Consider the following 24,674-nt stretch of genomic DNA (forward strand, 5'->3'; position numbering starts at 1 on the left):
TATTCGTAAACAACATGCAGTGCATGCAAGGAATGAACACGGTGCATATCGGAGACCTTGACCTCAACCTGCTGACCGTGTTCGATGCCCTGGTGCGCGAGCGCAGCGTCACGCGCGCCGCCCAGGGCCTGAATTTGAGCCAGAGCGCCATGAGCCACGCGCTCAACCGGCTGCGCGCGTTCTTCGACGACCCGCTGTTCGTGAGCACGGCCACGGGCATGGTGCCCACGCGCAAGGCCCAGGGCCTGGTGGACCCGGTGCTCGGCATGATGGCCATCCTGCGCCAGCAGGTGCTGTCCGAGGCGCGCTTTGACCCCGCCACGGCGCACCGCGCCTTCACCCTGTGCATGACGGACATGGGCGAGCTGGTCTTTCTGCCCCCGCTCATCAGCCGCCTGCGCCGCGAGGCGCCGCACTGCACGCTGCACACGCTGCAGGTGCCGCCCGCGCAGGTCGAGGCGGTGCTGGCCTCGGGCGAGGCCGACCTGGCCGTGGGCTCCATGCGCAGCGCGCCCGAGGGGCTGTTCCAGCAGCGGCTGTTCATGCACTCCTTCGTCACCATCGTGAGCGCGCGCAACACCGCGGTGGGCGACACGCTCACGCTGGCGCAGTTTGAGAAGATGCCGCAGATCGCCGTGACGCTGTCGGGCAGCGTGAGCGGCGCCTACGACAGCGAGCTGGAGCGCCAGGGCGTCAAGCGCAACCTGTTCCTCACCACGCCGCACTTCCTGGTGGTGCCGCTGCTCATGGACGCGCACCCCGAACTCATCGCCACCGTGCCGCTGCAACTGGCCGAGGTCTTCAAGGGCTACGGCAGCGTGCGCATGGTGCCGCCGCCGGTGACCCTGCCGCCGTTCGCGCTCAACCAGCACTGGCACTCGCGCTTTCACCACGACCCGGCCATCATCTGGCTGCGCGAGCTGATGAAGCAGACCTTCGAGCACTACCCCGATGTGTGGCTGGGCGACCGGGCGGCCCATGCCGCACCCGCCCCTGCGCGCAAACCGAAGCGTGCGCGCAAGGCGTAGCTGCTTTCATCCAGCGGTGAACGCCTGTCGGTAGCGTGCCGGTGTCATGCCCACCTGGCGCGCAAACTCGCGCGTGAAGTGGGGCTGGTCGGCAAAGCCGCAGGCGAAACCGATCTCGGCGATGCCATGGGGCGTGTCCAGCAACCACTGCGCGGCGCTGCGCGTGCGCGCTTCGGTGGCAATGGTGCGGCAGCTCAGGCCGTGCGCGGCCAAGTGGCGCTGCAGGGTGCGGCTGGCCTGGCCTTGCGAGCGGGCCAGTGCCTGGACGGAGTGCTCGCCAGCGGGGTCGTGCAGCACGCGCCGGGCAATTTGGTGGGCCAGGGCCGGCCAGGGCAGGGCGTCGCACAGGGTGGACTGCGGGCCGGGCGTCGGTGCGGCTTCGGGCATGGCGGCCACGGCGGTAGGCTGCCAGTGCAAGGCCCAGTGGCTGGCATGGCCCTGGGCGATGGCAGTGGCCAGTGCTGCCGCGAGGTCGGGTCCCGCTGATAGCGGCAGTGCGGTGCCGCCGCCCAGGTGCACCGCCAGGCCGGGCACGCCCAATGCCTCGCAGCAGCCGAGCAGCACCCCCAGAACGGCCAGGCTCTCCGGCGGCAACGGTGCACCCCCTTTGCCGGGGCGTGCATGGTGGTGCAGGCTGACGCGGCCCGGGTCCTGCGCCAGCAGGCCGGGCACATCGCTGGCGCCCAGTAGCGCACGGTGCAGCGGGTCGCCCTGCAACCCGTGCACCTGGCGTGCCAGGTTCAGCAGCAGGGCCGGGCCGCCCTGGGCCAGCACCGCCTGCACCACGGCGCGCTTGCAGTCCAGCGGCACATGGCTGCCGGCCAGGGCCGCGGGTGCGGGCAGGCCGGGTGGCAGCGCCAGGCCCTGCGCTGCCATGGCGCGCACCAGCAGGCGGACCATGGCGGCGCTGGCGAAGTCGTTGTGATCGTCGTCCTGCATGGCGGGCATTGTGCGTGCTTCACGCCTTCAGGGCGTGCAAGACATGCTCGCTGCGCACCGGGAAACGCGTGAACCGGTGGCCCGTGGCGTCGCGCAGCGCGTTGGCAATGGCGCCCGCGCCGGCCACCATGGCCGTCTCGCCCGCGCCGGTCGGCGGCGCGCTGCTGTTCTCGATCAGGTGCACATGCAGGGGCGGTACATCGCCCATGCGTGGCAGCGCATAGTCGGCAAAGGTGGCGGCCGCCACGCGCGATGCGGCCATGGGCAGTTCTTCGTGCAGCACCAGCCCCAGGCACCAGACCAGGTTGCCCTCGGTCTGGGCGCGCACGCCGTCGGGCTGCAGCACCAGGCCGCAATCGTGGGCGCACCACATCGCCGTTACGCGCGCCTGGCCGCTGGCGCGGTCCACCGCCACGTCGGCCACGGCAGCGGCGTAGCTCACGCCCTTGTAGATGCCACCGGCAATGCCGCGCCCGCGCAGGGTGGTGGCGTCGCTGGCGGGGCGCTCCGGCCAGCGCGCCTCGCGCGCCACGCGCTCGAACGCGGCGGCCAGGCGCTTGTCGGTGGTATGGGCCAGGCGCCAGGCCAGCGGGTCGGCGCCGGCCTGGCGCGCGCATTCGTCCATGGCGCTTTCCACCACCAGGGTGTTGGGGCCCGCGCCCAGGCCGCGCCAGGGGCCCGTGTGCACCGGCAGGCGCTGGGCGGTGAACTCGGTGCGCTGCTGCGGCACGGCGTAGGCCAGCTGCGAGCCACGTGCCACGCCGCTGTCGCCCGCGAAGTCGGCCAGGGCCTGCATCCACGGTGGCATGGCTGCGGGCGTGAAGAGGATGTGGCTGCTGGCGAACGCATGCCACCAGTGCGTGACCTGGCCTTGGCGCACGCGGGCCCGCACCCGGTGGCTCGACGGCGGGCGCTGGAAGCCCTGGGCGAACTCCTGGGCCCGGCTCCAGTGCACCTTGACCGGCGCGCCCACGGCCTGCGCGAGCACGGCGGCTTCGAGCTCCACCGTGCACAGCGTGCGCCCGCCAAAGCCGCCGCCCACGCGGCAGGCCTGCACCGCGATGCGCTCGGCATCGAGCGCGAGGTGGCGCGCCAGCACGTCGCGGACATAGAACAGGTCCTGCGTGCCGGCCCAGACGCGCAGCACGGGATGACCGTTCTGTGCCTTGGGGCTCCAGACTGCGGTGGCGCTGCGTGGCTCGATGGGAGCGTGCGCGGCCAGCGGGATGTCCATGCGCAGGTCGATGCTCCAGGCCTCGCCCTCGGGCATGGTGTCGCCGCGCGGTACATGGCGCAGGGAACCGTGCGCCAGGTGCTGGTCGATGTCGATGCGTTCTGCGATCTCGGCGGGCTCAAAGCCCCCTTGCACCTCCCACTGCACGGCCAGCGCGGCCTCGATGCGGTCCAGCGCGGCCGGGCTGCGCGCCACGATGCCCACGCCCAGGCTGCTCATCTGCCGCAGCAGCGGGCTGCGCACCACGGCCACGCAGGCCGGGTCGGCGCGGGCGGCGGCCTCGTCCATGGCGCCGGGGTGCGAATCCAGCTCGGCCGATGCCGGCGCGCGCAGCACCCGGCCATAGAGCATGCCGGGCAGGCGCGCATCGCCTGCGAACAGGGGCTGGCCGGTGACGATGGCGTGCAGTTGCCCGGGCGCAGGTGCCACAGGCCCAGACTCCGGCGCCACGGGCGGCGCGGACGCCAGGGCCTGGAAGCTGCGCAACGCGCTGGCCGGCAGCGGCTGGGCTTGCACAGTGGTGCTGCTGCCTGCCTGGGCAACGCCACTGGCCAGCGCCTCGCGCAGGGTGGCGCAGGCCTGGGCCAGGGGCAGGGCAAAGTCCTGCACGCTGGCGCTGCCCACGGTGGCGCGCACGCGGGCGATGTCGCCCGTGCCCGGCAGGCGCAGCTGCACGGCCTGCGGCTCCACGCCCAGTTCGGCCGCGGCCAGGGACTGCAGCGCGGTGCTGATCTGCTGGCCCATCTCGGTGCAGGGCACCCACAGGGTGTAGCGGCCGTCGGCACCATGGCGTATCCAGCCCTGGGCGTTCTCGGGCGTCGGGGCGGGGCGCTTGGGGATCACGGGCACCAGCGAGCAGCCGGCACCGAACACCACGGTGATGGCGGCCAGGCCTGTGCCGGCCAGCAGGTGGCGGCGCTTCATGGCGCTGCCTTGGCGGTGGGTGATGGGCCCGGGCCCGCTGCTGCATGGTGGATCGCGGCACGGATGCGCCGCTGGGTGCCGCAGCGGCACAGGTGGCCGGCCATGGCAGCGTCGATCTGCGCATCGTCGGGCCGGGGCGTGGCGCGCAGCAGGGCCACGGCGCCCATGATCTGGCCGCTCTGGCAGTAGCCGCACTGGGGGACCTTGTGCTCCATCCAGGCCTGCTGCACGGGGTGCAGGGTGCCGTCTGCCGCGGCCAGCCCTTCGATGGTGGTGATGGCTCGGCCCTGCAGCGCCTGGGCCGTGAGCAGGCAGGCGCGGGCGGCCTCGCCGTCCACCAGCACCGTGCAGGCGCCGCACAGGCCTGCGCCGCAGCCGAAACGGGTGCCGACGAGGCCGGCGGTTTCGCGCAGGAGCCAGAGGAGGGGTTCGTGTTCCCAGCCCTCGGGTACGGGGTGGGTTTGTCCGTTGATGGTGAGGTGCATGTTGCGTCTCCGGCCTGTGCTATGGGGATGGGCGCAGTGTCTGGGTCGAGGGGGTTGTGTGTCTTGAAGAATTGCGCCATCTGGGGTTGTGGTGGGCGCATGCCTTGGTTGAGGGCGGAGGCCGGGATGTGCGCCCGGCGGCGCAGTAACTTTCTCTTGGGCCGCCAAGAGAAAGTCACCAAAGAGAAGGCGGCCCCCAGTCTGCGTCCCTCCGCTTCGCTGCGGGCGACCTGCGATGCTCGGTCCTGGGGTGGCGTCGCGGAACTCGCTGCGTTCTTCGAACTCCGCTCAAACATCCGCGACGAGCCAGATCACGAAGTGCGTGTGTCCTTCGGCACACGAACCCACCCCAGGCCCTGCGCTTCTCGGCGCAGCCAGCAGGGGTGGGGAGCGGGTACCACCCGGCTGCTGCTGCGCAGCCGCGCCGGGTGTCGGTTACGCGCTGCGCGCTGCCGACGCAACTGGCGCGGCGGCCCTGCCCAGGCCAAGCGCAGCGAGGCAACTGGGGCCGAGCGAAGCAATGGCCCTTGTGGAGCCCGTTCCCACCCCCTTCTGACCGTGCCGAGAAGCGCAGGGCCTGGGATCGCAGGCTGCCCCCTCGCCACCGGCGAGGGGGACACGGGCAGCGGGGTCGCCTTTCTTTGGGGTACGTTTCTGGCGACGCAAAGAAAGGTACCTCGGCCGCCGGGCCGAGACCCGGCCTCCGCTCTCAACAAAGGCATGCAGCCAAACAAGCGCTGAACAGCCGGTCACACATCCCGGCAACCTCAGGAGACAGCCCGCCGTTGCCATGCCGACTTCTGCAGCCAGAACTGTCTTCCAACTGGAGCATGTGCCAAGGACAGCGACGCCGCTGGGGACCGGCGCAGTCAGCCTGCACAGGTCCCGGGCCACACATTGCGTTGCAGTTGGCACCCCCCGTAAAGGGAATCTGCCGTGGCGAACTGTCACACAGGCTTATCATTCCGGTGGCAGGCGGGCCGCAAACCGCCCCCCACCCCCCGCGCCTTCCCGACCGCCGCCTTTGTTTGTAGTTGATGACCACCGCCACACCCTCTTCGGATTCCGCTTCTGCGTCCCCCGCCCTGCAAAAGCCCAACCTCTTCGTGCGCGTGCTGCGCGTGCTCATGTCGCGGGTGGCCCGGGTCACGGTGATCGGGGCCGAGCATCTGGACACGCCGGGCGGCAAGATCGTGGTGTGCAACCACGTGGGCTGGGCCGATCCGCTGTGGGTGGGCTATGCCGCGCTGCCGCGCAAGCTGCACCAGATGGCCAAGAAGGAGCTGTTCGAAACCAAACTCGGCGCCTGGTTCGTGAGTTCGGGCGGCGGCTTTCCGGTGGACCGGGGCAGCCCCTCGACCGCCACCATCCGGCAGGTGGTCTCGCTGGTGCAGGCGGGCCAGCTGGTGCTGATCTTCCCCGGGGGCACGCGCAATGCCGAGAACCCCGAGGCCAAGCGCGGCGCTGCCACCATCTGCCTGCGCGCCAAGGGCCAGATCGTGCCGGCGCACTTCGACGGGCCGGGCGAGATCCGCGCCAGCCACTTCTTCACCCGCCCGCGCATCCGCATCACCTTCGGGCCGCCCATCGTGCTGCCGCCCGATGCCACGGCCAACAAGGAATCGGCCCTGGCACTCACGGTGGCGATGGATGAGGCGATGAAGCGCGTTGCGGAGCAGCGCCCCGACTGAGGCGCTTCGCGCAGTGCCGGCTCAGAAGGTATGGATGAATCCGGCGTGTCCGAGCAGGCGGCCAGAACGCGTGCGACCTAGGCGCAAAGCGCAGCCATTTGCCGTGTACGCACCGCAGGTGGCGCCACGCCTCAAGCGCCCGGTCGGGCAAGCCGAAGGGAAGGGCCTTCGCGACCCCGAAATCAGTGTTGACAGGCCCTGCACCAACTTTCCCGACAACTGGGCGCGCTGGGCCAACGCCGCCGGCCTGCAGCGCGAGCTCAAACCGTGCCCCGTCTATGACCTGAGCATGAACCTGATCTTCGCGGCCAAGGAAGGTGTGGGCATCGCCATCAACCAGCCCTGCCTGATCGAGCGCGAACTGCGCAGCGGTGAACTGGTGATGCCTTTTGCGCTGCCGGTCTCCACGGGGCGCGGCTACTTCGTGTGCATCGACCGGGACCGGCCTGCAGCACCGGGGCAACTGGCCTTCATGGAATGGGTGCAGGACGGGGCGAAGCGGATGACCGATCCGGCGTGGGCCTTGCTCAGCCCGTCAAGGCGCGCAGGCTGGGCACCGCCTGCGCCCACCACAGCCGCCAGCGCATGCCCCAGCCCGGGGTGTAGCCGCTGGTCGCAAAGCGCACATCGCCATGCGCATCCACCACCACCAGGGCGGGCACCACGCGCACGCCCCAGGCGCGCGACAGCTCGGCCTGCGGGTCCACCGCCGTGGGCCAGGGCATGCCGCGCTGGCGCTGTACCTGGGAGACGCGCTGGGCGTTACCGGACTGCATGGCAACGCCCAGCACGGGCCAGTCCGCGGACAGGCTGGCGACCGATGGCTCTTCGAATTTGCACACCGGGCACCACTCGGCCCAGAAATGCAGGGCCACGGCGCGGCCCGGGTGCTGGGCGCGCCATTGGTCCAGCGTGGTGGTGGTGCCATCGGCCAGGGCGATGGCCGCGTCGGGCGCGGGGCCTGTGGGCAGGTCGCGCGTGCGCCAGGCATCCACGCCGGCCACCACCAGCACGGCCAGCAGTAAGGTGGCGAGGTGCTGGCGCCAGCCTCGGCGCAGCGATTGCCAGGCGCGGTGGGGCAGGGCAGAGATAGTCAGCGCAGCACTTCCAGCAAGCGGTCGAGACCGCCTTCATTGATCGCCACCTTGGCCTGCGCACGCACCGTGGGCTTGGCGTGGTAGGCCACCGACAGGCCGGCTGCGCCCATCATGGGCAGGTCGTTGGCGCCGTCGCCCACGGCAATCGCCTGCGAGGGCGCAATGCCCATGAGCGAGGCCACTTCGAGCAGGGTGCGGCGCTTCTCTGCGCCGTCGCAGATGTCGCCCCAGGCCTGGTCCAGCATGCGGCCGGTGAGCAGGCCGTTCTCCACTTCGAGCATGTTGGAGCGGGCAAAGTCGATCCCCAGGCCCGCCTTCACGCGGTCGGCAAAGAAGGTGAAGCCGCCCGAAACCAGCAGCGTGGTCAGGCCCGCAGCCTTGGCGGCGCTGACCAGTTCCTTGGCGCCGGGGTTGAAGCGCAGGCGCTCGCTGAACACCTGCTCCATATGGGCCACGGTCACGCCCTTGAGCAGGGCTACACGCTGGCGCAGGCTTTCCTTGTAGTCGGTGATGAGGCCCTGCATGGCCGCCTCGGTGATGGCGGCCACCTCGGCCTTGCGGCCGGCGGCGTCGGCGATCTCGTCCACGCACTCGATGTTGATCAGGGTGGAGTCCATGTCGAAGGCGATCAGCTTGTAGCTCGACAGGGACAGCGGGGCGTCGATGCCCTGGACGACGAGGCCGGGGGCGAATTCGGTGGCGTTTTTCATGGAAAGAGGCAGGTTCGGAGATCGGAACCCCCCAATGGTATCGCCCACCAGGGTGCCCCCCTCCTACGGCCCGGGTACCTATGCCGATGGGGCATAGCTCTCAGTGCCTGTGCCTTGTGGTAGCACAATCCCGTTTTTGTCATAGTACAAAGCATGACTTTTCCTTTGAACCCTGAGCGCCGGGCCCTGTTGCTGCTGCTGGCCGCCGCCGTTTGCACGGGCGTATCGGCACAGTCCGCCGACAAGCGCCCCATCCGCCTGGTCGTGCCGTTTGGCCCCGGCGGCGTGGCCGACCTCACGGCGCGCACGGTGGCGCAGAAGATGACCGAGGCCACGGGCCAGCCCATCGTGGTGGACAACAAGCCCGGCGCTGGCGGCATCGTCGCGGCCGACGCGGTGGCCAAGGCAGCGCCCGATGGCCGCACGCTGCTGCTCATGTCCAATGGCAATGCAGTGAGCGCCGGCCTGTTCAAGAGCCTGCCGTTCGACCCGGTGAAGAGCTTCGCCCCGGTGTCCCTGCTCGGCACCTTCGACATCGCCCTCGTCGCCAGCAGCAAGTCGCGCTTCAAGGACATCGCTGCGTTGCTGGCCTATGCCAAGGCCAACCCCGGCAAGCTCAACATCGGCACCATCAACATCGGCAGCACCCAGCACCTTGCGGCCGAGCTGTTCAAGCACAGCCTGGGCATCGACGTGGCCATCGTGCCGTTCAACAGCACATCGGCCGTGGTCAGCGCCCTGCTGGGCGAGCAGGTGGATGCGGCCGTGGAGATCCTGGCGCCGGTGCTGGCGCAGATTTCGGGCAACACGCTCCACGCCCTGGCCGTGATGGGTGAGAAGCGCTCGCCCGCGCTGCCCCAGGTGCCCACCGTGGCCGAGAGCGGTGCGCCGCAGTTCAACGTGGCCTCGTGGAACGCCTTTGCCGCGCCGGCGGGCACGCCGCCCGACATCATTGCGCGGCTGAACAGGGATACCAATGCCGCGCTCAACGCGCCCGATGTCAAGGCCCGGCTGCTGCAACTGGGCGTGCAGGCCAGCGGTGGCACGCCCCAGGCGCAGGCCGACTTCTTTGCGCGCGAGATCAAGCGCTGGGGCGATGTGATCCAGCAGGCAGGCATCCAGAAGCAGTAGGCACAAGGGCGCTGGCCGCCCAGGCCACGAGCGCATCGGCAATGCGCCCGGGCTGGTCCTCGGGCGCCAGGTGGCCTGCAGCGCCGCAGTCCCGCACCGTAAGGCTTGCGATGTTGGCGCGGCACCAGGCCTCCATGGCCGGGCCAATCATCAGCGTGGGCGATCCAGTGAAGGTGAGCAGCAGCTTCGGTACATCACCGGACCTGCCCAGCCAGTCGCCATAGGCCTCGACGCGCGCCACCACGTCGGCGGGCGACGCTTCGATGGGCATGGCACGCGGCCAGGCCAGCAGCGGACGCCGGCTTTCAGGCGTGGCATACGGTGCCTCGTACACCGCACGGTCGGCCGCCGCCAACGGCGTGAGCACCGTGGCGGTGAGCGAGCCTGCGAGGAACTGGTTCTCTTCGATGACCAGCCGCTCGCCCAGCCCCGGCGTGCGAAACGCCTCGAAGCGTGGCCGTGCCGCTGCGGGGAAGTCCGCCCAGGCCATGGGCTTGACGATGGTCTCCATGAACGCGATGCCGCGCACCCGGTGCGCATGCGTGCGCGCCCAGTCGAAGGCGAGGGACGCACCCCAGTCGATGCCCACGAGCACGACATCCTGCAGGTCCATCGCATCGAACCAGGCCGCGAGGTAGCGCGCATGGTCGTCGTAGCTGTAGGCGATGTCGGGCTTGCCCGAGCGCCCCATGCCGATCAGGTCCGGTGCAAGGCCGCGGCCCAGCCCCTGCACACGGGGCAGCACCTTGCGCCACAGGTAAGACGAGACGGGGTTGCCATGCAGAAACACCCAGGCCGGCCCGGCCCCTGGGGTGCCGGTGTCTTCGTAGTGGATCTGCGAGTCGAGAACGGAAATGGCGGGCATGAGGCGACTTTCAAAAATGGTAAGGTACCTGTCTAGTTTAGTGAAATGGACAGGTACCTGTCAAATTAGCCATGAACCCATCGACCACTTCCACCACGGCCGCCGCCAGCACACCCGGCTCCCTGGGCGTGCTGCTGCGCCTGCTGCACCAGCAGTTCTCCGGCGCGGTGGACGATGCCCTGGCCGAGGCCGGCTTTGGCGACGTGCGCGCGGCGCATGCCAGCGTGTTCACCTTTGTCCCGCCCGAAGGCATGCCCGTGAGCGAGCTCACGCAGTTGGCGCGCGTGCGCAAGCAGTCGATGGCGCAGACGGTGGACGAGCTGGAAAAGCTCGGCTATGTGGAGCGCCGCCCCAGCCCCACGGACAAGCGCTCGCGCCTGGTGTTCCTCACCGCGCGGGGCCAGCAGATCCGGCCGCTGGCCATGGCCGCGGGCAGCCGCACCGAGGCGCAGTGGGCGGCCCTGGTAGGGCCGGGAGAGCTCGATGCGGTCAAGGAAGCGCTGGCGCGGTTGCTGGGGCGCTTGCAGTCGGGGGCCGAGTGAGCTGAAGCCGCTGGATGGCAAGCAGCTGGGCGCCCAGCCCCGGCTCTTTGGTCTCAAACGTCCCATCGAGCGCCGCCGTGCCCACCGTGAACCCCGCAGCACCGCCCGCGGCCACAACCGCGACACGCTCGGCGCGGTCGATGGAGCCGGCGACCACCACGGGCTTGCCAACCGCTGCGCAGACCTGCTGGATAAGCGCCGGCACCTGGCCCGCATCGCCCGCAAACCGGTAGGCCAGCAAGTCCAGCCCATGCACCCCGGGCATCGCCGCAATGCGGCGCGCGCTGGCCACGATGTCCTGCACGCTGCCCTGCAGTACGCTCGGGTGGCCCGTGACCTGCCCGGCAAACGGGTAGTAGCGGATGGGGCGGCCGTGCAGCAGCGGCAGCACCGCCTCGGGCCGCGTGCCGCCCATCAGCACGTCCACCCCCAGCGCCACGGCGGCGCGGGCCGATGCGAGCTCGCTGGCCACGTCCTGGCTCACCACCTCCAGGTAGCTTTGCGCGCCGCCCGCGTGGATGGCATCGGCCAGGTGCTGCAGCTCGGGCCAGGGCAGGCCGATGTCCTTGAATCCGATGTGCCGCACCCCCGCAGCCAGAACGGCGGGCAGTTGCTCCAGCGCGTCGGCAATGGTGCGGTCGTGCCGGGTCAGCATGAAGATGAAGTCCGGTAGCGCGGGCGGCACCTGCGCCGCCGCCATGGCGGCCGCCTGCTCTACCGCATGTGCCAGGCTTGACGCATCGGCCCGGCCCGTGCCCGCGATGTCGAAGGCCGTGCCATGGTCCACCGAGGTGCGCACGAACGGCAGGCCCACGGTGATGTTCACGCCCTGGTCCACACCCAGGTACTTCACGGGGATCAGGCCCTGGTCGTGGTATTGCGCCACCACGATGTCGAACGCACCCTGGCGCGCGCGCATGAACACCGTGTCCCCCGGCCAGGGGCCCGTGGCGTCGATGCCTTCGGCGTGCGCCGCGGCGATGGCCGGGGCGATGATGTCCCGGTCTTCATGGCCGAACAGCCCGCCCTCGCCCGCATGCGGGTTGAGCCCTGCCACCGCCACGCGCGGCTGTGCAATGCCAAAGCCCAGGCAGGCACGGTGCGCCAGGCGGATGGCGCGCAGCTCGCTCTCCGGCGTCACCGCGGCAACCGCGTCGCGCAGCGCCAGATGGATGGAGACCAGCAGCACCCGCAGCTCGCCATTGGCCAGCACCATCGCGAAGTCGGTGGTACCCGCGCGCTCGGCCAGCATCTCGGTATGGCCGGGGTGCAGCACACCGGCGGCGCGCAGCGCCTCCTTGTGCAACGGCGCGGTCACGATGCCGGCCACCCGGCCCGCCAGTGCCAGGTCAATGGCGCGCTGCACGCAGGCGTGGGCGGCGGCCCCGGCGCGCGCATCCACCCGGCCCATGGGCAGATCGTCAGGCAGTGGCGCGCAGGCCTGCAGCAGGGGCAGGGCGCCTTGCTGCAAGGCTTCGTTCAGGTCCTCCAATCGGTCGCCCATGGGCCGCACCTGCAAGGGCGCGCCCACCAGTGCCAGCGCCCGTTGCAGCGCGCCGGCGTCGCCTAGCACCACATACGGCGCAGCCCCCTTGGGGCGTGCCGCCGCCCACTTGGCAATGATCTCGGGGCCTATGCCGGCCGGGTCGCCCATGGTGATGGCCAGGGGGAGGGCACCATTCGCTGCAGTTCTCATCATCGTTTGCATACCAGTCAATCAGAAGCAGTGACTGTGCTCTTTTCGTGGGATGAAGAAAACCGATTTGATCTCAGGCATGATTGAGCAGAACTCAATCAAGCCTTCAACCATGCCGCCAGACACCCGCCTGCCCCCGCTGTCCGCCCTGCGCGCTTTCGAGGCCACGGTGCGCCATGGCAGCGTCTGGCGCGCTGCGCGCGAATTGCATGTGACCGATGGCGCCGTGAGCCGCGCCGTGCGCGAGCTGGAAGGTGAGCTCGGCTTTGCGCTGTTCCAGCGCAGCAGCCGCGCGGTAGTGGCCACGCCCACGGCCCAGGTGCTGGCCGATGACGTGGCCGCGACGCTCGACCGCCTGCGCGCCGCCCTGGCGCGGGCACGCCGCACGGCGGGGCCGGGCCGGCCGCTGGTGCTGTCGTGCGAGCCCACCTTGCTGATCCGGTGGCTCATCCCACGTTTGGCTCATTTGCAGGCGGCCATTGGCGGCGAGCGCGAGCTGCGCCTGGTCTCGGCCGGCGGCGTGGTGCACTTCGAGCGCGACGGCATCGACCTGGCCATTCGCCGCAACGACTTTGCACTGGACGATGGCGTGCTGGCCGAGCCCTTTGTGCACGAGCACATCGGCCCTGTGTGCCGCCCCGATGTGGCCGCCGCCCTCGGGCCGCAGCAAGGCGCTGCCCTGCAGGGCGTGCTGCTGCACACCGCCACCCGGCCGGACGCATGGGAGAGCTGGTCCGCGCTGGCCGGCACACCGCTGCAGCCCACGCGCGCCATCCGCTTCGAGCATTTCTACCAAAGCCTGCAGGCCGCCGTGGCCGGTGCCGGCGTGGCCATCGGCCCCCTGGCCCTGGTGGCCGACGACCTTGCCAGCGGTGTGCTGTGCGCGCCGCGCGGCTTTGTGGCCGATGGCAGCTGCTACCAGCTCATGGCGCCGCGCGCGGCCGTGGACGATGGCGATGTCTTCCACACCGTGCTGGTGTGGCTGCGCGCAGCGTGCGAAGGCCTGGTGCCACCACCGCTGCCCGCCGTGGGCAAACGCCAACAGTCCCCCAAAAGGGGGCCCAGGCAAGCGTAGCCGCCCGCATATGATTCCAGCACAACATGCGCAAAGGGAGGCTGGCGATGGCAATGCACAGGCACGACAAGGCGACGGGTAAATCGGCAGCAGCCGCAGCGATCAACCGCCGGCAGGCCACGGCCGTGCTGCTGGCCAGCGCCGCCGCACCGTTCACGGCAGGGGCGCAGCAGGACGCCGCGGCGCCCACCGCATCGGCTGCATCATCGGCGACCGCGCCGTCCACCACCCTCTGGCCCGGTGACGACTGGGCCGAGAGCACGCCCGAGGCGCAGGGCATGGACTCTGCGGCGCTGGCCAAGCTCGTCGACTTTGGCGCCGCGCAGGGCATGGACAGCCTGCTCGTCACCCGCCACGGCAGCCTGGTCGCCGAGGCCTTCTACGCCCCTTACCGCGAAGGGCTCAAGCACGCCGTCAACTCCACCACCAAGGGAGTCGTCGCCACGCTCACCGGCATGGCCATCCAGGACGGGCTGATCGCCTCGCGCGATGCACCCGTGCTCGAATTCTTTGCCGACCGCAAGGTCGCCAATGTGGACGCAGCCAAGAAGGCCATGGCCTTGGGCCATCTGCTCGACATGACCTCGGGTCTGCACTGGATCGAGCCGCTCAGCGACGCCGTGCCCGAGACCATGCTGCAGTTGGGCCGCGCGCGCGACTGGCAGGGCTTTGTGCTCGACCGCCCCATGGCCCAGGCGCCCGGCGCGGGCTTCAACTACAACAGCGGCAACACCCACCTGCTCTCGGCCATCGTGGCGCAAAAGACCGGCGGCAGCACCCTGTCCTATGCGCAAAAGCGCCTGTTCGGCCCCCTGGGCATCACCGACGTGCGCTGGAAGAAGGACCCGCAGGGCCTGGAAGTCGGCGGCTGGGGCCTGTACCTGCACCCGCGCGACATGGCGCGCATCGGCTACCTGTACCTGCGCCGGGGCCAGTGGAACGGCCGCCAACTGCTGCCCGCCGCCTGGGTGGAGCAAGTGTTCAATCCGGTGGTGGACATGGGCTTTGGCAGCGCTGCACCCGCCTTCAAATACGCCAACGGCTGGTGGAGCATTCCGTCCAAACGCGCCTACTTCACGGCCGGCTTCAACCGCCAGCTCATCGTGGTGCTGCCCGACATCGACGTGGTGGTCGCCGTCACGGGCCGGCGCAACTACCCGCTGCCCGCGTTCATCGACCACGTCACCGCCGCCGTGCGCTCCCGCGAGCCCTTGCCGGCCGATGCCGCCGCGCAAGACCAGCTCGCCGCCCGCATCCGCGACGCCGGGGTGGACAAGCCCAGCCCCAACCCCGTGGGCCCCACGCCCGAGCTGGCCGCCACCGTGTCGCGCAAGGCCTGGCTGCTGGAGCGCAACGCCCTGGGCCTGCAGCGCCTGGTGCTGGACTTCACCCCCGCGAGCCCGCGCTACGAGGCCAGCTTTGACCCCAGCCGCCCCGATGTGCCGCGCGAGCCGGTCACCGGCCCGCTGGGGCTGGATGGCAAGTACCGCACCGCCCCGCAAGGCCCCAACGCCGTCATCGCCGTCAAGGGCCACTGGCTCGATGCGCAGACGTTTCAGTTGATCTCGCGCTCGGTGGCGGATGGGGAGGTCACGGTGGTCACGCTCAAGTTCGAGGACGGCGGCAAGGCGGTGAATTTGGGGTTGGAGAACAACTGGGGGTTCAAGGGGCAGGTGCGGGGGCGGGCGGAGTGACAACCTCTGTGACGACTTCCAGCCTCCAACACGAACGCGTGGCGACGGCATGGCCAGCCTACATGGCCTCGCTCGAACCGGAGCCGTCCGAGAGCACGGTGCCTGCCATCGTGCCGCCTGATGTGTGCATCGAGTCTCCACCGCCCGGTCTGCCGGTCTCCATCACCGCATGGTGCGGTGCCTGGTCGGGATGGGCTGACCAGGGGCGCACAAGCGACGTGAAGCTGATCGTCGAGAAGGTGTCTGCAGATGGCGCGATCGTCGTGTGCGCACGCGCCTCGGCGCGCAGAGGTCCGCAGAGCGAACGGGTAGTGGCTGACTGGTATGAAGGCGAACTCCAGGCGAACCTCCAAGATGGCGCATTCGTCCGCTTCAGGATGCGGAACCCGGATGTGGTGGAGCTTCTCTGGCGCGATGCAGTAGGCCGCATGGCCGGGGTACTCACGCAGCAGTACGCAGGTGGGCACAGAGTGAGCGAGTACCTGCCCACCGGGGCGCTGGACCAGGAAGGGCGAGCCATCTGCCTGGAGATGGTGACCTACAAGCCCCCGGGGCACGGACCTTTCCCTACGCTGCTCTTTCACCACGGCTCCACAGGCATGGGTAATGATTCGGTTGTGTTCACCAGCACGGTGACCAGCCCGGCCCTCGCCAGGTTCTTCAACGACCGGGGCTGGATGGTGGTGTTTCCCCAGCGCCGGGGACGTGGCAAGTCCGGCGGAGTGTATGCCGAGGGCCTTGAGCCCGATGGCTCGGGATATTCCCATCGGCCAGAGTGCGCATTGGAAGGCTTCGAGCACGCCCTGCACGACGTGGAATGTGCCGTGGCGCACCTTCTGGAGCGGCCCGATGTGGACCATGATCGGTTGCTGACCGGCGGCCACTCCCGCGGCGGTTTTCTGGCGCTGGCCGCTGCGGGCGCCCGGCCTGGTATGTTCCAAGGCGTCCTCAACTTCGTCGGTGGCTGGGTGGATGAGCAGGCCACGGCCGACGAGATCAACGGCGGGCTTGCCATGAGGGGCGCTGGTTTCACGGGACCCACGCTCTGGCTGTACGCGGACAATGACCCGTTTTATGGCCTGGTCCACAGCCGCAAGAATTTTGGGGCCTTCTTGGCTGCGGGCGGCCAAGGAAGTTTTCGTGTGCTTGCCACAGAGGCAGGGCAGGACGGCCACAACATCCTTGGGTTCAGTGGTCTGTGGGGCCCTTTTGTGCAGCCTCTTCTCGGCGTTCAAGGCCGGCATCTGTCAAACCAGTCCGGTTAAATTTCACTGCGGCCTTCGCTGGGGTTGACCCATGATGGACGCATAAAACCAGTTCAACCAGTGCCCATGATGCTCTCCAGCCAGACCGCATCCCCGATGCAGTCCCTCCCCATGACCCGCCTGCGCGGCCTCCAATCCACCGCCCGCGAGCTCCCCGACACCCCGGTCGAGGTGCGAGGCCAGGTCCCCTCCTGGATGCTCGGCGGCAGCCTGCTGCTCAATGGCCCGGCGCTGTGGGATCTGCCGCATGGCAGCTACGCGCACTGGTTCGATGGCCTGGCCATGCTGCACCGGGTGCGGCTGGCGCCGGGGGAGGTAGGCGGGGCCAGCGCCAGCTACCGCAGCCGCTACCTGCAGACCGATGACCTGCGCGAGAGCCTGGCGGCGCGCAAGCCGGCGCGGGCGGCCTTCGGCACGGCAGATCCGGCGGGCTTCTTCACGCGCATGCGCCACCTGCGCCATCCGAATGTGACGGACAACGGGGCGGTGGTGATGGCGCGCATCGGCTCGCAGTGGGTGGCGCAGACCGAGACGCCGCTGCTCACCAGCTTCGACCCCGACACGCTGGCCACCACGGGGCGCATCGTGTACGACGACCGCGAGGTCATCCACGTGATGTCGGCCCATGGCATGACCGATGCGCAGGGCACCTACTGGAACGTGGGCCTGGAGCTCGGGCCCAAGTGCACCTACAAGCTGTTCAAGATCGTGGCGGGCAGCCGCACGCGCGAGGTGGTGGCGCGCTGGTCCGTGCGCCAGGCCGGGTATCTGCATGCGTTTGCGATGACGCCCACGCACGCCATCGTGTGGCAGCCGGCGATGCGGCTCAATGCGCTCAAGCTGGCATTCTCGGGCAAGGGCTTCATCGACAGCTTTGCCTGGAAGGGCGAGGCGGGATCGCGCATCGATGCCATCTCGCTCACCGATGGCAGCGTGCGCAGCTGGGCCGTGCCGGCCATGACTGGCTTCCATGCCGTGCAGGCCTGGGACGAGCCCAGCCCCGATGGCCGTACCCCGGCCACGCTGGTGCTGGACCTGTGCACCACCGATGGCCCCGAGATTTTTGCCGCGCTGCGGATGGAGCGTCTGCGCGCGGGCCAGCCCGTGGGCGTGCAGCACCGCGTGCAGCGCTACCGGCTGGAGCCCGGCCGCAGCGACGCACAGCCGCGGCCCCTGGTGGACGGTGCCAGCGTGGAGCTGCCTTCGGTGCATGGCGCCTACTGGGGCAAGAAGCAGTCGCGCCATGCCTGGTTTGCGGGCTTCGACCCCGCAGGCCAGGCCCCCATGTTCGACCGCACGGTGAAGCTGGACCTGGACGGCGGGCGCATTGCCGGCACCTGGCAGCGCGAAGCTGCCGTGCAGATGGAGCCGCTGTTCGTGGACCGCCCAGGCTCCACCGCCGAGGACGACGGCGTGCTGCTGGTGCCCACGCTGGCCGAGGGCGACGCGGGCACGGTGGTCGGTGTGATCGACCCGGCCAGCATGCGCTGCCTGGCCACGCTGCACCTGCCGCAGGTGGTGCCCTTCGGTTTCCATGCGGCGTGGAAGCCGGCATGGATGGCGGGATGAGCCGCTGGCCGCCCCCGGCGGTTGCAAAGCACCTGCTGTGGATCGACTGCACCGCTGCGGCCCTGGCTGGTGGCGCGGTGATGCTGCTGTGGCCCTGGCTGGCGCGTCTTTACGGATTGCCGCCGGATTGGCTCGTGTTCATCGCCATCGCCAACCTGGCCTACGGCAGCTACTCCTTCTCGCTGGCATTGCGCCGGCGCAGGCCGCTTGCGCTCATCATCCTGCTGGTGGTGGCCAACGGGGCATGGGCGCTGGCCTGCGTGGCCATGGCCGTGCACTTTGCAGGCAGCGCTAACTGGCTCGGGCTGGGGCACCTGGTGCTGGAGGCGGCTTTCGTGGGCGGCTTGGCGGCACGCGAATGGCGGTGGCGTTTGCAGTTGGCCCAGGCGGGCCAGCATGTGAACGCGTCGGCCTAGAAAAGGTCCTGCTGGGCCGAGGTCAGGCTGGCAAAACTCTCGCCCAGCGGCTGCAAAATGGCATCCGCAATCGGCTGCAACTGCTTGTCCAGGTAGTGCCCGTAGTCGATGGGGGACTGGCGTGTCTCCAGCGGTTCGGGCCCGTTCAGCGCCATCACGTAGCGGATCCAGCCGCCATTCTGGTACTGCTGGGGGCGGCCCACGCGGGTGTTGTAGTCGTCGGCCATGCGGGCGGCTCGCACCTGCGGCGGTACGTTGGCCACGTAGGCGTCCAGGCGGTGGCGCAGGCGCTTGCGGTAGACGAGCAGCTCGTCCTTGTGCCCGGCCAGCGTGGCCTGGGCGTAGTCGGCCACGAAGTCCCGGTAGGGCGCGCCCTGGAAGACGCGCGAGAGCAGCCCCTCCTGGAACTGCCGGGCCAGGGGCGTCCAGTCGCTGCGCGCCATCTCCAGGCCGCGGTAGACCATTTCCTCCTTGCCCTCCACGTCCACGCTCAGGCCGGCGTAGCGCTTCTTGCTGCCCACGTCCGAGCCGCGGATGGTGGGCATGAAGAACTTCTTGTAGTGCGTGTCGAACTCGATCTCGAGGTGGTTGTCGAGGTCTTGCTCCTCGCGCAGGGTGCGTGTCCACCAGGCATTGATGTCCCGGACCAGCCCGGCGGCCACGGCGTGGGCCTCTTCGTTGGTGTGGGTGCGCTTGAGCCAGATGAAGATCGAATCGGTGTCGCCGTAGATGGCTTCATAGCCGCGCTCCTCCACGAACTCGCGCGTGGCTTTCACCATGGCATGGCCGCGCAGGGTGATCGCGGAAATCACCTGCGGGTTGAAGAAGCGGCATTCCGTCGCACCCAGCACCCCGGCAAAGGAGTTCATCACCAGCTTGAGCGCCTGCGACAGGGGCTCGTTCTTCGCGCGCTTGGCCTCGTCGCGTGCGCGCCAGAGGGTGGTGACGATCTCGGGCAGGCAATGCCGCTCGCGCGAGAAGCGCGTGCCCAGCGGGCCCTTGATGAGCGGCGCCGCGTCGCTGGCGTGCAGGCCTTCCACGTAGCCCACCGGGTCGACCAGGAAGGTGCGGATGATCGAGGGGTACAGGCTCTTGTAGTCGAGCACCACCACCGAGTCGTAGAAGCCGGGCTTCGAATCCATGACATAGCCGCCGGGGGATGACCGGCCCTGGACCTCGCCCACATTCGGGGCCACGTAGCCCAGGCGGTGCATGCGCGGCAGGTAGTGGTGGCTGAACGCGGCGATGGAGCCGCCGAAGTGGTCCATCTGCAGGCCGGTGGTGTGCGCGCGCTCCATCGCGAACTGCAGCAGCCGGGCCTTGTCGAAGATGCGCAACACCAGTTCGCAGTCGCGGATGTTGTAGGTGGCCAGCGCGGGCTTGTCGTGCTGGTAGCGCCGCTCGATCTCGGCCATCTTGTCGTACTCGTCGCCGATCTCCTTGCCCTCGCCAAGCAACTGCTGCGAAACGTTCTCCAGGCTGAATGAAGCAAAGCTCCACACCGCGGCCCGCAGCGCCTCGATGCCGTCGATTACCACCCGCCCGGGCATGGGCGCGAAGAGGTAGCCCTGCTTGCCAGGGTGCGTGCGCCAGGCAATGGGCCGGCCCTCGCGGCCCAGCAGCAGGGGCGTGGCGCAGTCGTCCGCCGTCTTTTGCAGCACGCGCAGGTCGAACTGGATCACGTTCCAGCCGATGACCACGTCCGGGTCATTGCGCGCGAACCAGCCGTTGAGCTGCTCGATCATGGCCTGGCGTGTGGCGCAGTAGACCAGTGCAAAGCCCGGGGGCTCCTGCGGCTCGGCCGGGGCATCGCCCAGCATGTACACCACGCGCTCGGGCATGCCGTCGAGCGCAATCGAGTACAGGTCCTGGTGCTGGCTGGTCTCGATGTCCAGCGAAACTACTTTCAGCGCCGGCCGGTAGTCGGGCGCGGGCAGCAGCCGGCAGTCCACGCGGGCGCCGTTGCCCTCGCTGCGCCCGCCTTCCACCAGCACGCCGGCGGTGATGAAGCGCTCCATCAGGTAGCGCTCGTGCGGGCGCACATCGGCTTCAAGCAGCGAGATGCCCAACTGCTGCAGCGAGTGGGCCAGCCGCCCCAGCTGGCGATAGTGCCTGGCGTAGACCCCGATCACGGGCTGCTGCTGAAAGCTCTTGAGGTCGAGCGGGCGCAGTTCCACACCGGGCAGGGCCACGAGCTGCGCGTCCACCGTGCCCTGGTGCCGCGCTTCGACGAAGGCCACCGAGGTCTGGCCGGTCAGCAGCACCTTCAACGGGCCGGCGTCCGTCGCCAGCCAGTATTCGATTTCGGTGCCCGCCGGTGTGTCCCGCCAGTGGCGTGTGAGGATGAAACCCTTCATTTGGATGGACGGCACACGACGAGGCAGGCAGGGGCAGAGGGGCGGGCAGACTTGGGTGCTGATTCTCGCCGAAGGATGGGTGGGGATGCACAGGCTGCCTCAGCTTGTTCTGGCCGTGGCCACAGCGTTGCGCTTATCCTGCTGGCTTTGCGAGATCCATTGCGGGGGAAAACAGCATGCGGGTGCTTCAGCGGGGAATCCCGGCGCTCATTCTTGGCCTGGCCGTCGTCGCGCCATCGGTTGCCGGTGAGGCCAAGGAAAGCCACAGCGCGCGCCCCGGCCTTTTCTTCGCGTGGCTGTCGCCCGATGATGGACCGGTGGTGGTGCAGTTCGACGACCCCGCCCATGTCCGAACGCTGGCGCGCCACTGCAATGCGGGCCGTGGTGTCTTTTCCATCCAGACCGGCGTGAAGTACCAGTGCAAGATGGATGTGCCCAAGAACGCTTCGGGGCAGGAGCAATGGGATTCGGCCGAAGCCACGGTGCAGGGCGAATCGCCCCAATCGGATACGCGGCAGTTCGGGCTGTTTTCCATGGCGCCTGTGCGCACCACCCGGTGGGCCACGCGCCGTATCTCTGCGCCGGAGGTGCAGGCCATTGCGGCGCTGCTGCGCTCAGACTCCAAGCGGTTTGGCGCGGTGCAGCGGCAACTGAAGCTCGCCACGGCATCGGTGGTGAGCCAGCCTGGCAGCCCAACCCTGGCCATCATCGTGCCCGGGCGGGTGGTGGAGGATCGCACCGCTTTCTACCATGCGCGCAGGCACCATGTGTTCGCGAAGAAGGGCAATGGCGTGTCGTACCTTGGCGAAGTACCCGGCAAGCCCGTCAGCTTTGCCGATATCGACCAAGCCACCGACCTGCCAGGGCTGGTGGTCAGCGAGGGCTGCGACGGGTGGTGCATCACCCTGTGGAGCCTTGCGGGCGGGCTTGCGCAGGTGGGGCGGTTCGGGGGGCATTGAGGGCGTCTCCCTCACCGGCTTCAAGCGCCCGCAGCAGGGCGTGGCGCTTCAGGTGATCGATGTCTCCACATCGCCCAGGGCAAGCACTTCGCGTGCCGGCGCGAGCCCGTTGAGCGCTTCCGCGCCGCCTGCAGGGCACCTTGAGCTGCGGTGTGGCTTGCCCAGCGCTGTGAGCACACCCCAAGTCAAGCCGACATACAAATGAAGCTATCGACTACCTTGGGCTGCGCCGCAAACCAGGGGCTCGCTCCCGGGGCCGCTGGCAGCCGCTGATACGATGGCAGCCATCCACCCACTTCGTGCCTCGCAGAGGCCACAGCGTATGGAATCCATCGGGAGCCAATATCTGGCCGACAGGGCTGCACGGGAGCGTGCCTGCGGGCATGCCGGGGCCGTGTTGATGTGCAGCCGGTGCAACGCCGGGCAGGGGACGCCATGGATCTGGTGAAGTTGCTGCGCAGCCTGGAGGAGTTCGTCTTCGAGGCGATCGCGCTGCTGTTCTTCTACCCCCGAACGCTGCTGCGGATTGTCTTCCAGCCACTGCAGGCCATGGCCTATGCCGAGCAGGAAGAGGCCGCAGACAAGCCCCTTGCCTACGATGACGCGGTGAGCCCGCCACTGTTGCTGCTGATCACCCTTTTTCTTGCCAATGCAGTGGGGCTGGCACTGCATGTTCCGCAGGCGCAGGGTGCGGCGCCCCTGGCCAAGGCCATTCTCGATTCGCCGCAGAACCTGCTCATCTTTCGCAGCCTGCTGTTCAGCCTGATCCCCCTGACGGCGGCCGTGCTGCTGTTGCGCAAGCGCCGCCAGGCGGCATCCCGCAGCGCGTTGCGGCAGCCCTTTTTTGCCCTGTGCTACCTGACATCGCCGTTCGCGCTGGTGGTGTCACTGGGCCTCATTGCCACACAGATGCCTGGCCCGGCCCACGCGATGGCTGGTGCCATCGCCTGCGCACTGGCATTCGTGTGGTTGGTGGGCGTGCAGGCAGCCTGGTTCCGGGCCCGGCTCGGCATCGGCCGGCTGGCCGCGCTGGCCATGGCGCTCGGTGTGCTGGTGTGGGCCTGCACCTGTGTGCTGGTGGTCGTGGCTTTGGTCGCCAACTTCTGAAACGAGGGCGTCATGCGCATTCAACCCCGTTGGTGGATCGGTCTGGGCGTGTACCTTGCCTACATGGGCTGGGTCTTCGCTGCATGGACTTACCTGAACATCGACTACGCGGCGCTGGGTGCGCAGGCGAACCTGCTGCGCGGCATCATCGTGCCGCTGGGTATTGCGGCCATGGTGCTGTGCGCTTTCAATGCGCTGGCGGGGTGGTGGTCGCTGGCGACCCGCGAACCAGCGCTGCGCCAGCCCCTGTACCTGGCCGCAGTGCTGGTGCCCATGCTCGGGTTCATCGGCATGAACCTGTACAGCACCGTCTGGGCCGCCATCGGCATCGAACACGTGCTGGTGCTGGCCGCCGCCATGCTGCTGGTGGGGTTCTGCGAAGAGATGGTCCACCGCGGCATCCTGCTGGTGGGCCTGCGCCATTCACTGCGGTCCGAGGCCTGGGTGTGGTTCTGGTCGAGCGCGCTGTTTGGCCTGCTGCACGCCACCAACGCCTTCTTCGGTGTGGGTGCGGCAGCCCTGGTGCAGGTCGTTCTGGCCTTCTGCGCGGGCACGGGGCTGTACCTCGTGCGCCGGCTCACCGGCAACCTGTGGGTGGCGATGGCGTTGCACGCCCTGTGGGATTTTTCGAGCATCGCGCATGGTCTGGGGAAGGGCCCGCAGAGCCTTGGCGCGCTCGTCTTTCTGGGCGGCACCTATGTGGCTTCCATCGCCGTGGTGGTGCTGGTGCTTCGCCGTGGGGCTGGAGCTGAGGCGTGCGCGAAACCCGGGGATGGCGCTACTGCGGCGCCAGCCCCGCCGCCTTCACCAGCTCCGCATGGACCTTGATTTCCTGCGTGATCGCGTCCTTGAGCTGCTGGCTGGTGCCGGGCGCCACCTCCATGCCGCTGGCCGCCAGCTTGGCCTTGGTCTCGGGGTCGGCCAGGGCGGCATGCGCGGCGCGCTGCAGCCGGTCGATGATGGGCTGGGGTGTCTTGGCCGGGGCGAGCAGGCCGACCCAGGCCGACAGGTTCATCTCGGGCGCGCCGGCTTCCACCATGGTGGGGGTCTGGGCCAGGGTGGAAACGCGCTGGGGCGCCATCAGCCCCAGTGCGTGCAGCTTGCCCGACTGGATGTGCGGCAACGCCTCGGGCAGCACGGCGAACAGCATGTCCACCGTGCCGGCCAGGGCGTCGTTGATGGCCGGGGCGCCGCCCTTGTAGGGCACGTGCAGCAGCTCGGTCCTGGTGCGGGTGGTGAACATCAGCCCCGCCAGGTGCTGCGGGCTGCCGTCGCCCGATGAGGCATAGGTCAGCTTGCCGGGCGCGGCCTTGGCGGCGGCCAGTACGGCCGCCACGGTGGGAAACTTCTGCTTGTCCTTGACCACCAGCACCATGGGCTGGTTCACGAACTTGGTGACGGGAACGAAGTCGGCCTCGGGGTCGTAGGGCAGGGTCTTGAAGATGCTCTTGTTGGTGGTGAGGAACGAGGCCGGCGAAACCATCAGCGTATAGCCATCGGGCGCGGCGCGCGACACCAGGGGCGTGCCGATCTGGCCCGAAGCCCCGGCCTTGTTGTCCACCACGAAAGGCTGGCCCAGCTCGGCTGCCATCTTTTGCGTGACCACGCGCGCGATCATGTCGGCGCTGCCGCCGGCGGGCAGGGCCACGATGACCTTGACGGGGCGGTCGGGGTAGCTTGCGGCTTGCGCAAGGGCGGTGCTGGCAAGGCCCGGTGCGAGCAGGGCGCAGGCGAAGGTGGAAATCAAGTTGCGGCGTTGCATGGTGCTTGGCTCCTCAGAGGCTTGGCGAATGAAGGGGGCGTGTGCCATGCGCATCTTCATGCAAGTCCTGTACCAGCGCACATTGCCTGCTGGGGTGCTGCGCCCCGTCAATTGGGCTTGGAGGCCGC

At 69.2% G+C, this 24,674-nt stretch carries 21 protein-coding genes and 1 pseudogene; 13 read left to right on the plus strand and 9 right to left on the minus strand.

Translation table 11 applies throughout. The features are described 5' to 3' along the window. Window positions 1-32: 32 nt before the first annotated feature. Window positions 33-1,028: a LysR family transcriptional regulator gene (locus AC07X5_RS10885; protein WP_494770150.1), complete on the plus strand. Its 996-nt coding sequence runs from the start codon at window positions 33-35 to the stop codon at window positions 1,026-1,028. A 6-nt stretch (window positions 1,029-1,034) separates the two neighbouring features. Here AC07X5_RS10885 and AC07X5_RS10890 read toward each other — a convergent pair whose 3' ends face one another. From AC07X5_RS10890 to AC07X5_RS10900, 3 genes are read right to left on the minus strand one after another with little or no spacing between them, the layout of a single operon-like run. Beyond that, the gene (locus AC07X5_RS10890) at window positions 1,035-1,967 is read right to left on the minus strand and encodes a helix-turn-helix transcriptional regulator (protein WP_494770151.1); all 933 of its coding nucleotides are present in this window, start codon (window positions 1,965-1,967) and stop codon (window positions 1,035-1,037) included. Between the two features lie 19 nt (window positions 1,968-1,986). After that, complete coding sequence (locus AC07X5_RS10895; RefSeq protein WP_494770152.1) at window positions 1,987-4,125, minus strand: xanthine dehydrogenase family protein molybdopterin-binding subunit; 2,139 nt, start codon at window positions 4,123-4,125, stop codon at window positions 1,987-1,989. After that, the gene (locus AC07X5_RS10900) at window positions 4,122-4,610 is read right to left on the minus strand and encodes a (2Fe-2S)-binding protein (protein ID WP_494770153.1); all 489 of its coding nucleotides are present in this window, start codon (window positions 4,608-4,610) and stop codon (window positions 4,122-4,124) included. The genes AC07X5_RS10895 and AC07X5_RS10900 overlap by 4 nt, the downstream gene beginning before the upstream one ends. Window positions 4,611-5,647: 1,037 nt before the next feature. Here AC07X5_RS10900 and AC07X5_RS10905 point away from each other — a divergent pair. Further along, entirely contained in the window at window positions 5,648-6,301 is a 654-nt protein-coding gene (locus AC07X5_RS10905) for a lysophospholipid acyltransferase family protein (protein WP_409955608.1), read from the plus strand. Between the two features lie 34 nt (window positions 6,302-6,335). Then, window positions 6,336-6,782 (plus strand): annotated as a pseudogene (locus tag AC07X5_RS10910) (LysR substrate-binding domain-containing protein); the annotation flags it as partial. Between the two features lie 46 nt (window positions 6,783-6,828). On the opposite strand, the gene AC07X5_RS10915 reads toward AC07X5_RS10910, so the two are convergent. Both AC07X5_RS10915 and serB read right to left on the minus strand, forming a co-directional pair. After that, window positions 6,829-7,314, minus strand: coding sequence for a redoxin domain-containing protein (locus AC07X5_RS10915; RefSeq protein ID WP_494770154.1), 486 nt, complete (start codon window positions 7,312-7,314; stop codon window positions 6,829-6,831). A gap of 80 nt (window positions 7,315-7,394) precedes the next feature. Next, window positions 7,395-8,108 (minus strand): phosphoserine phosphatase SerB, encoded by a 714-nt coding sequence (gene serB / locus AC07X5_RS10920; protein ID WP_494770155.1) that lies wholly within the window; start codon window positions 8,106-8,108, stop codon window positions 7,395-7,397. Between the two features lie 153 nt (window positions 8,109-8,261). Here serB and AC07X5_RS10925 point away from each other — a divergent pair, with 153 nt between their 5' ends. Further along, complete coding sequence (locus AC07X5_RS10925; protein WP_494770156.1) at window positions 8,262-9,239, plus strand: tripartite tricarboxylate transporter substrate binding protein; 978 nt, start codon at window positions 8,262-8,264, stop codon at window positions 9,237-9,239. Here the strand turns inward: AC07X5_RS10925 and AC07X5_RS10930 are convergent. Beyond that, on the minus strand, window positions 9,190-10,104 hold the full coding sequence (locus AC07X5_RS10930) for a haloalkane dehalogenase (RefSeq protein ID WP_494770157.1): 915 nt from the start codon (window positions 10,102-10,104) through the stop codon (window positions 9,190-9,192). The genes AC07X5_RS10925 and AC07X5_RS10930 overlap by 50 nt on opposite strands. A 71-nt stretch (window positions 10,105-10,175) precedes the next feature. Here AC07X5_RS10930 and AC07X5_RS10935 point away from each other — a divergent pair, with 71 nt between their 5' ends. Then, on the plus strand, window positions 10,176-10,646 hold the full coding sequence (locus AC07X5_RS10935) for a MarR family winged helix-turn-helix transcriptional regulator (protein WP_494770158.1): 471 nt from the start codon (window positions 10,176-10,178) through the stop codon (window positions 10,644-10,646). On the opposite strand, the gene pdxA is transcribed toward AC07X5_RS10935, so the two are convergent. Further along, window positions 10,594-12,342 (minus strand): 4-hydroxythreonine-4-phosphate dehydrogenase PdxA, encoded by a 1,749-nt coding sequence (gene pdxA, locus AC07X5_RS10940; protein WP_494770159.1) that lies wholly within the window; start codon window positions 12,340-12,342, stop codon window positions 10,594-10,596. The two genes, AC07X5_RS10935 and pdxA, sit on opposite strands and share 53 nt — an antisense overlap. Before the next feature lie 112 nt (window positions 12,343-12,454). Here pdxA and AC07X5_RS10945 point away from each other — a divergent pair, with 112 nt between their 5' ends. From AC07X5_RS10945 to AC07X5_RS10965, 5 genes are all read left to right on the plus strand, one after another. Next, entirely contained in the window at window positions 12,455-13,417 is a 963-nt protein-coding gene (locus tag AC07X5_RS10945) for a LysR family transcriptional regulator (protein ID WP_494770160.1), read from the plus strand. 47 nt (window positions 13,418-13,464) lie between these two features. Continuing rightward, complete coding sequence (locus tag AC07X5_RS10950; RefSeq protein WP_494770161.1) at window positions 13,465-15,111, plus strand: serine hydrolase domain-containing protein; 1,647 nt, start codon at window positions 13,465-13,467, stop codon at window positions 15,109-15,111. A 62-nt stretch (window positions 15,112-15,173) separates the two neighbouring features. Beyond that, the gene (locus AC07X5_RS10955) at window positions 15,174-16,376 is read left to right on the plus strand and encodes an alpha/beta hydrolase family protein (protein WP_494770162.1); all 1,203 of its coding nucleotides are present in this window, start codon (window positions 15,174-15,176) and stop codon (window positions 16,374-16,376) included. Between the two features lie 111 nt (window positions 16,377-16,487). After that, entirely contained in the window at window positions 16,488-17,945 is a 1,458-nt protein-coding gene (locus AC07X5_RS10960; RefSeq protein WP_494770163.1) for a carotenoid oxygenase family protein, read from the plus strand. Further along, window positions 17,942-18,361: a hypothetical protein gene (locus tag AC07X5_RS10965; protein WP_494770164.1), complete on the plus strand. Its 420-nt coding sequence runs from the start codon at window positions 17,942-17,944 to the stop codon at window positions 18,359-18,361. Before AC07X5_RS10960 ends, AC07X5_RS10965 begins: the two co-directional genes overlap by 4 nt. On the opposite strand, the gene AC07X5_RS10970 is transcribed toward AC07X5_RS10965, so the two are convergent. After that, on the minus strand, window positions 18,358-20,718 hold the full coding sequence (locus tag AC07X5_RS10970; protein WP_494770165.1) for a DNA polymerase II: 2,361 nt from the start codon (window positions 20,716-20,718) through the stop codon (window positions 18,358-18,360). The genes AC07X5_RS10965 and AC07X5_RS10970 overlap by 4 nt on opposite strands. A 176-nt stretch (window positions 20,719-20,894) precedes the next feature. On the opposite strand from AC07X5_RS10970, the gene AC07X5_RS10975 reads away from it, so the two are divergent. The 3 genes from AC07X5_RS10975 to AC07X5_RS10985 all read left to right on the plus strand — a co-directional run bounded on the left by AC07X5_RS10975 (window position 20,895) and on the right by AC07X5_RS10985 (window position 23,612). Continuing rightward, window positions 20,895-21,677: a hypothetical protein gene (locus tag AC07X5_RS10975; protein ID WP_494770166.1), complete on the plus strand. Its 783-nt coding sequence runs from the start codon at window positions 20,895-20,897 to the stop codon at window positions 21,675-21,677. A gap of 435 nt (window positions 21,678-22,112) precedes the next feature. Next, the gene (locus AC07X5_RS10980) at window positions 22,113-22,784 is read left to right on the plus strand and encodes a hypothetical protein (protein ID WP_494770167.1); all 672 of its coding nucleotides are present in this window, start codon (window positions 22,113-22,115) and stop codon (window positions 22,782-22,784) included. A gap of 12 nt (window positions 22,785-22,796) precedes the next feature. Further along, entirely contained in the window at window positions 22,797-23,612 is an 816-nt protein-coding gene (locus tag AC07X5_RS10985) for a CPBP family intramembrane glutamic endopeptidase (protein ID WP_494770168.1), read from the plus strand. On the opposite strand, the gene AC07X5_RS10990 is transcribed toward AC07X5_RS10985, so the two are convergent. Continuing rightward, window positions 23,563-24,546, minus strand: coding sequence for a Bug family tripartite tricarboxylate transporter substrate binding protein (locus AC07X5_RS10990; RefSeq protein ID WP_494770169.1), 984 nt, complete (start codon window positions 24,544-24,546; stop codon window positions 23,563-23,565). The two genes, AC07X5_RS10985 and AC07X5_RS10990, sit on opposite strands and share 50 nt — an antisense overlap. Window positions 24,547-24,674 lie beyond the last annotated feature (128 nt).

This window comes from Acidovorax sp. GW458-11-26-14-TSB4 (genome assembly GCF_059423865.1).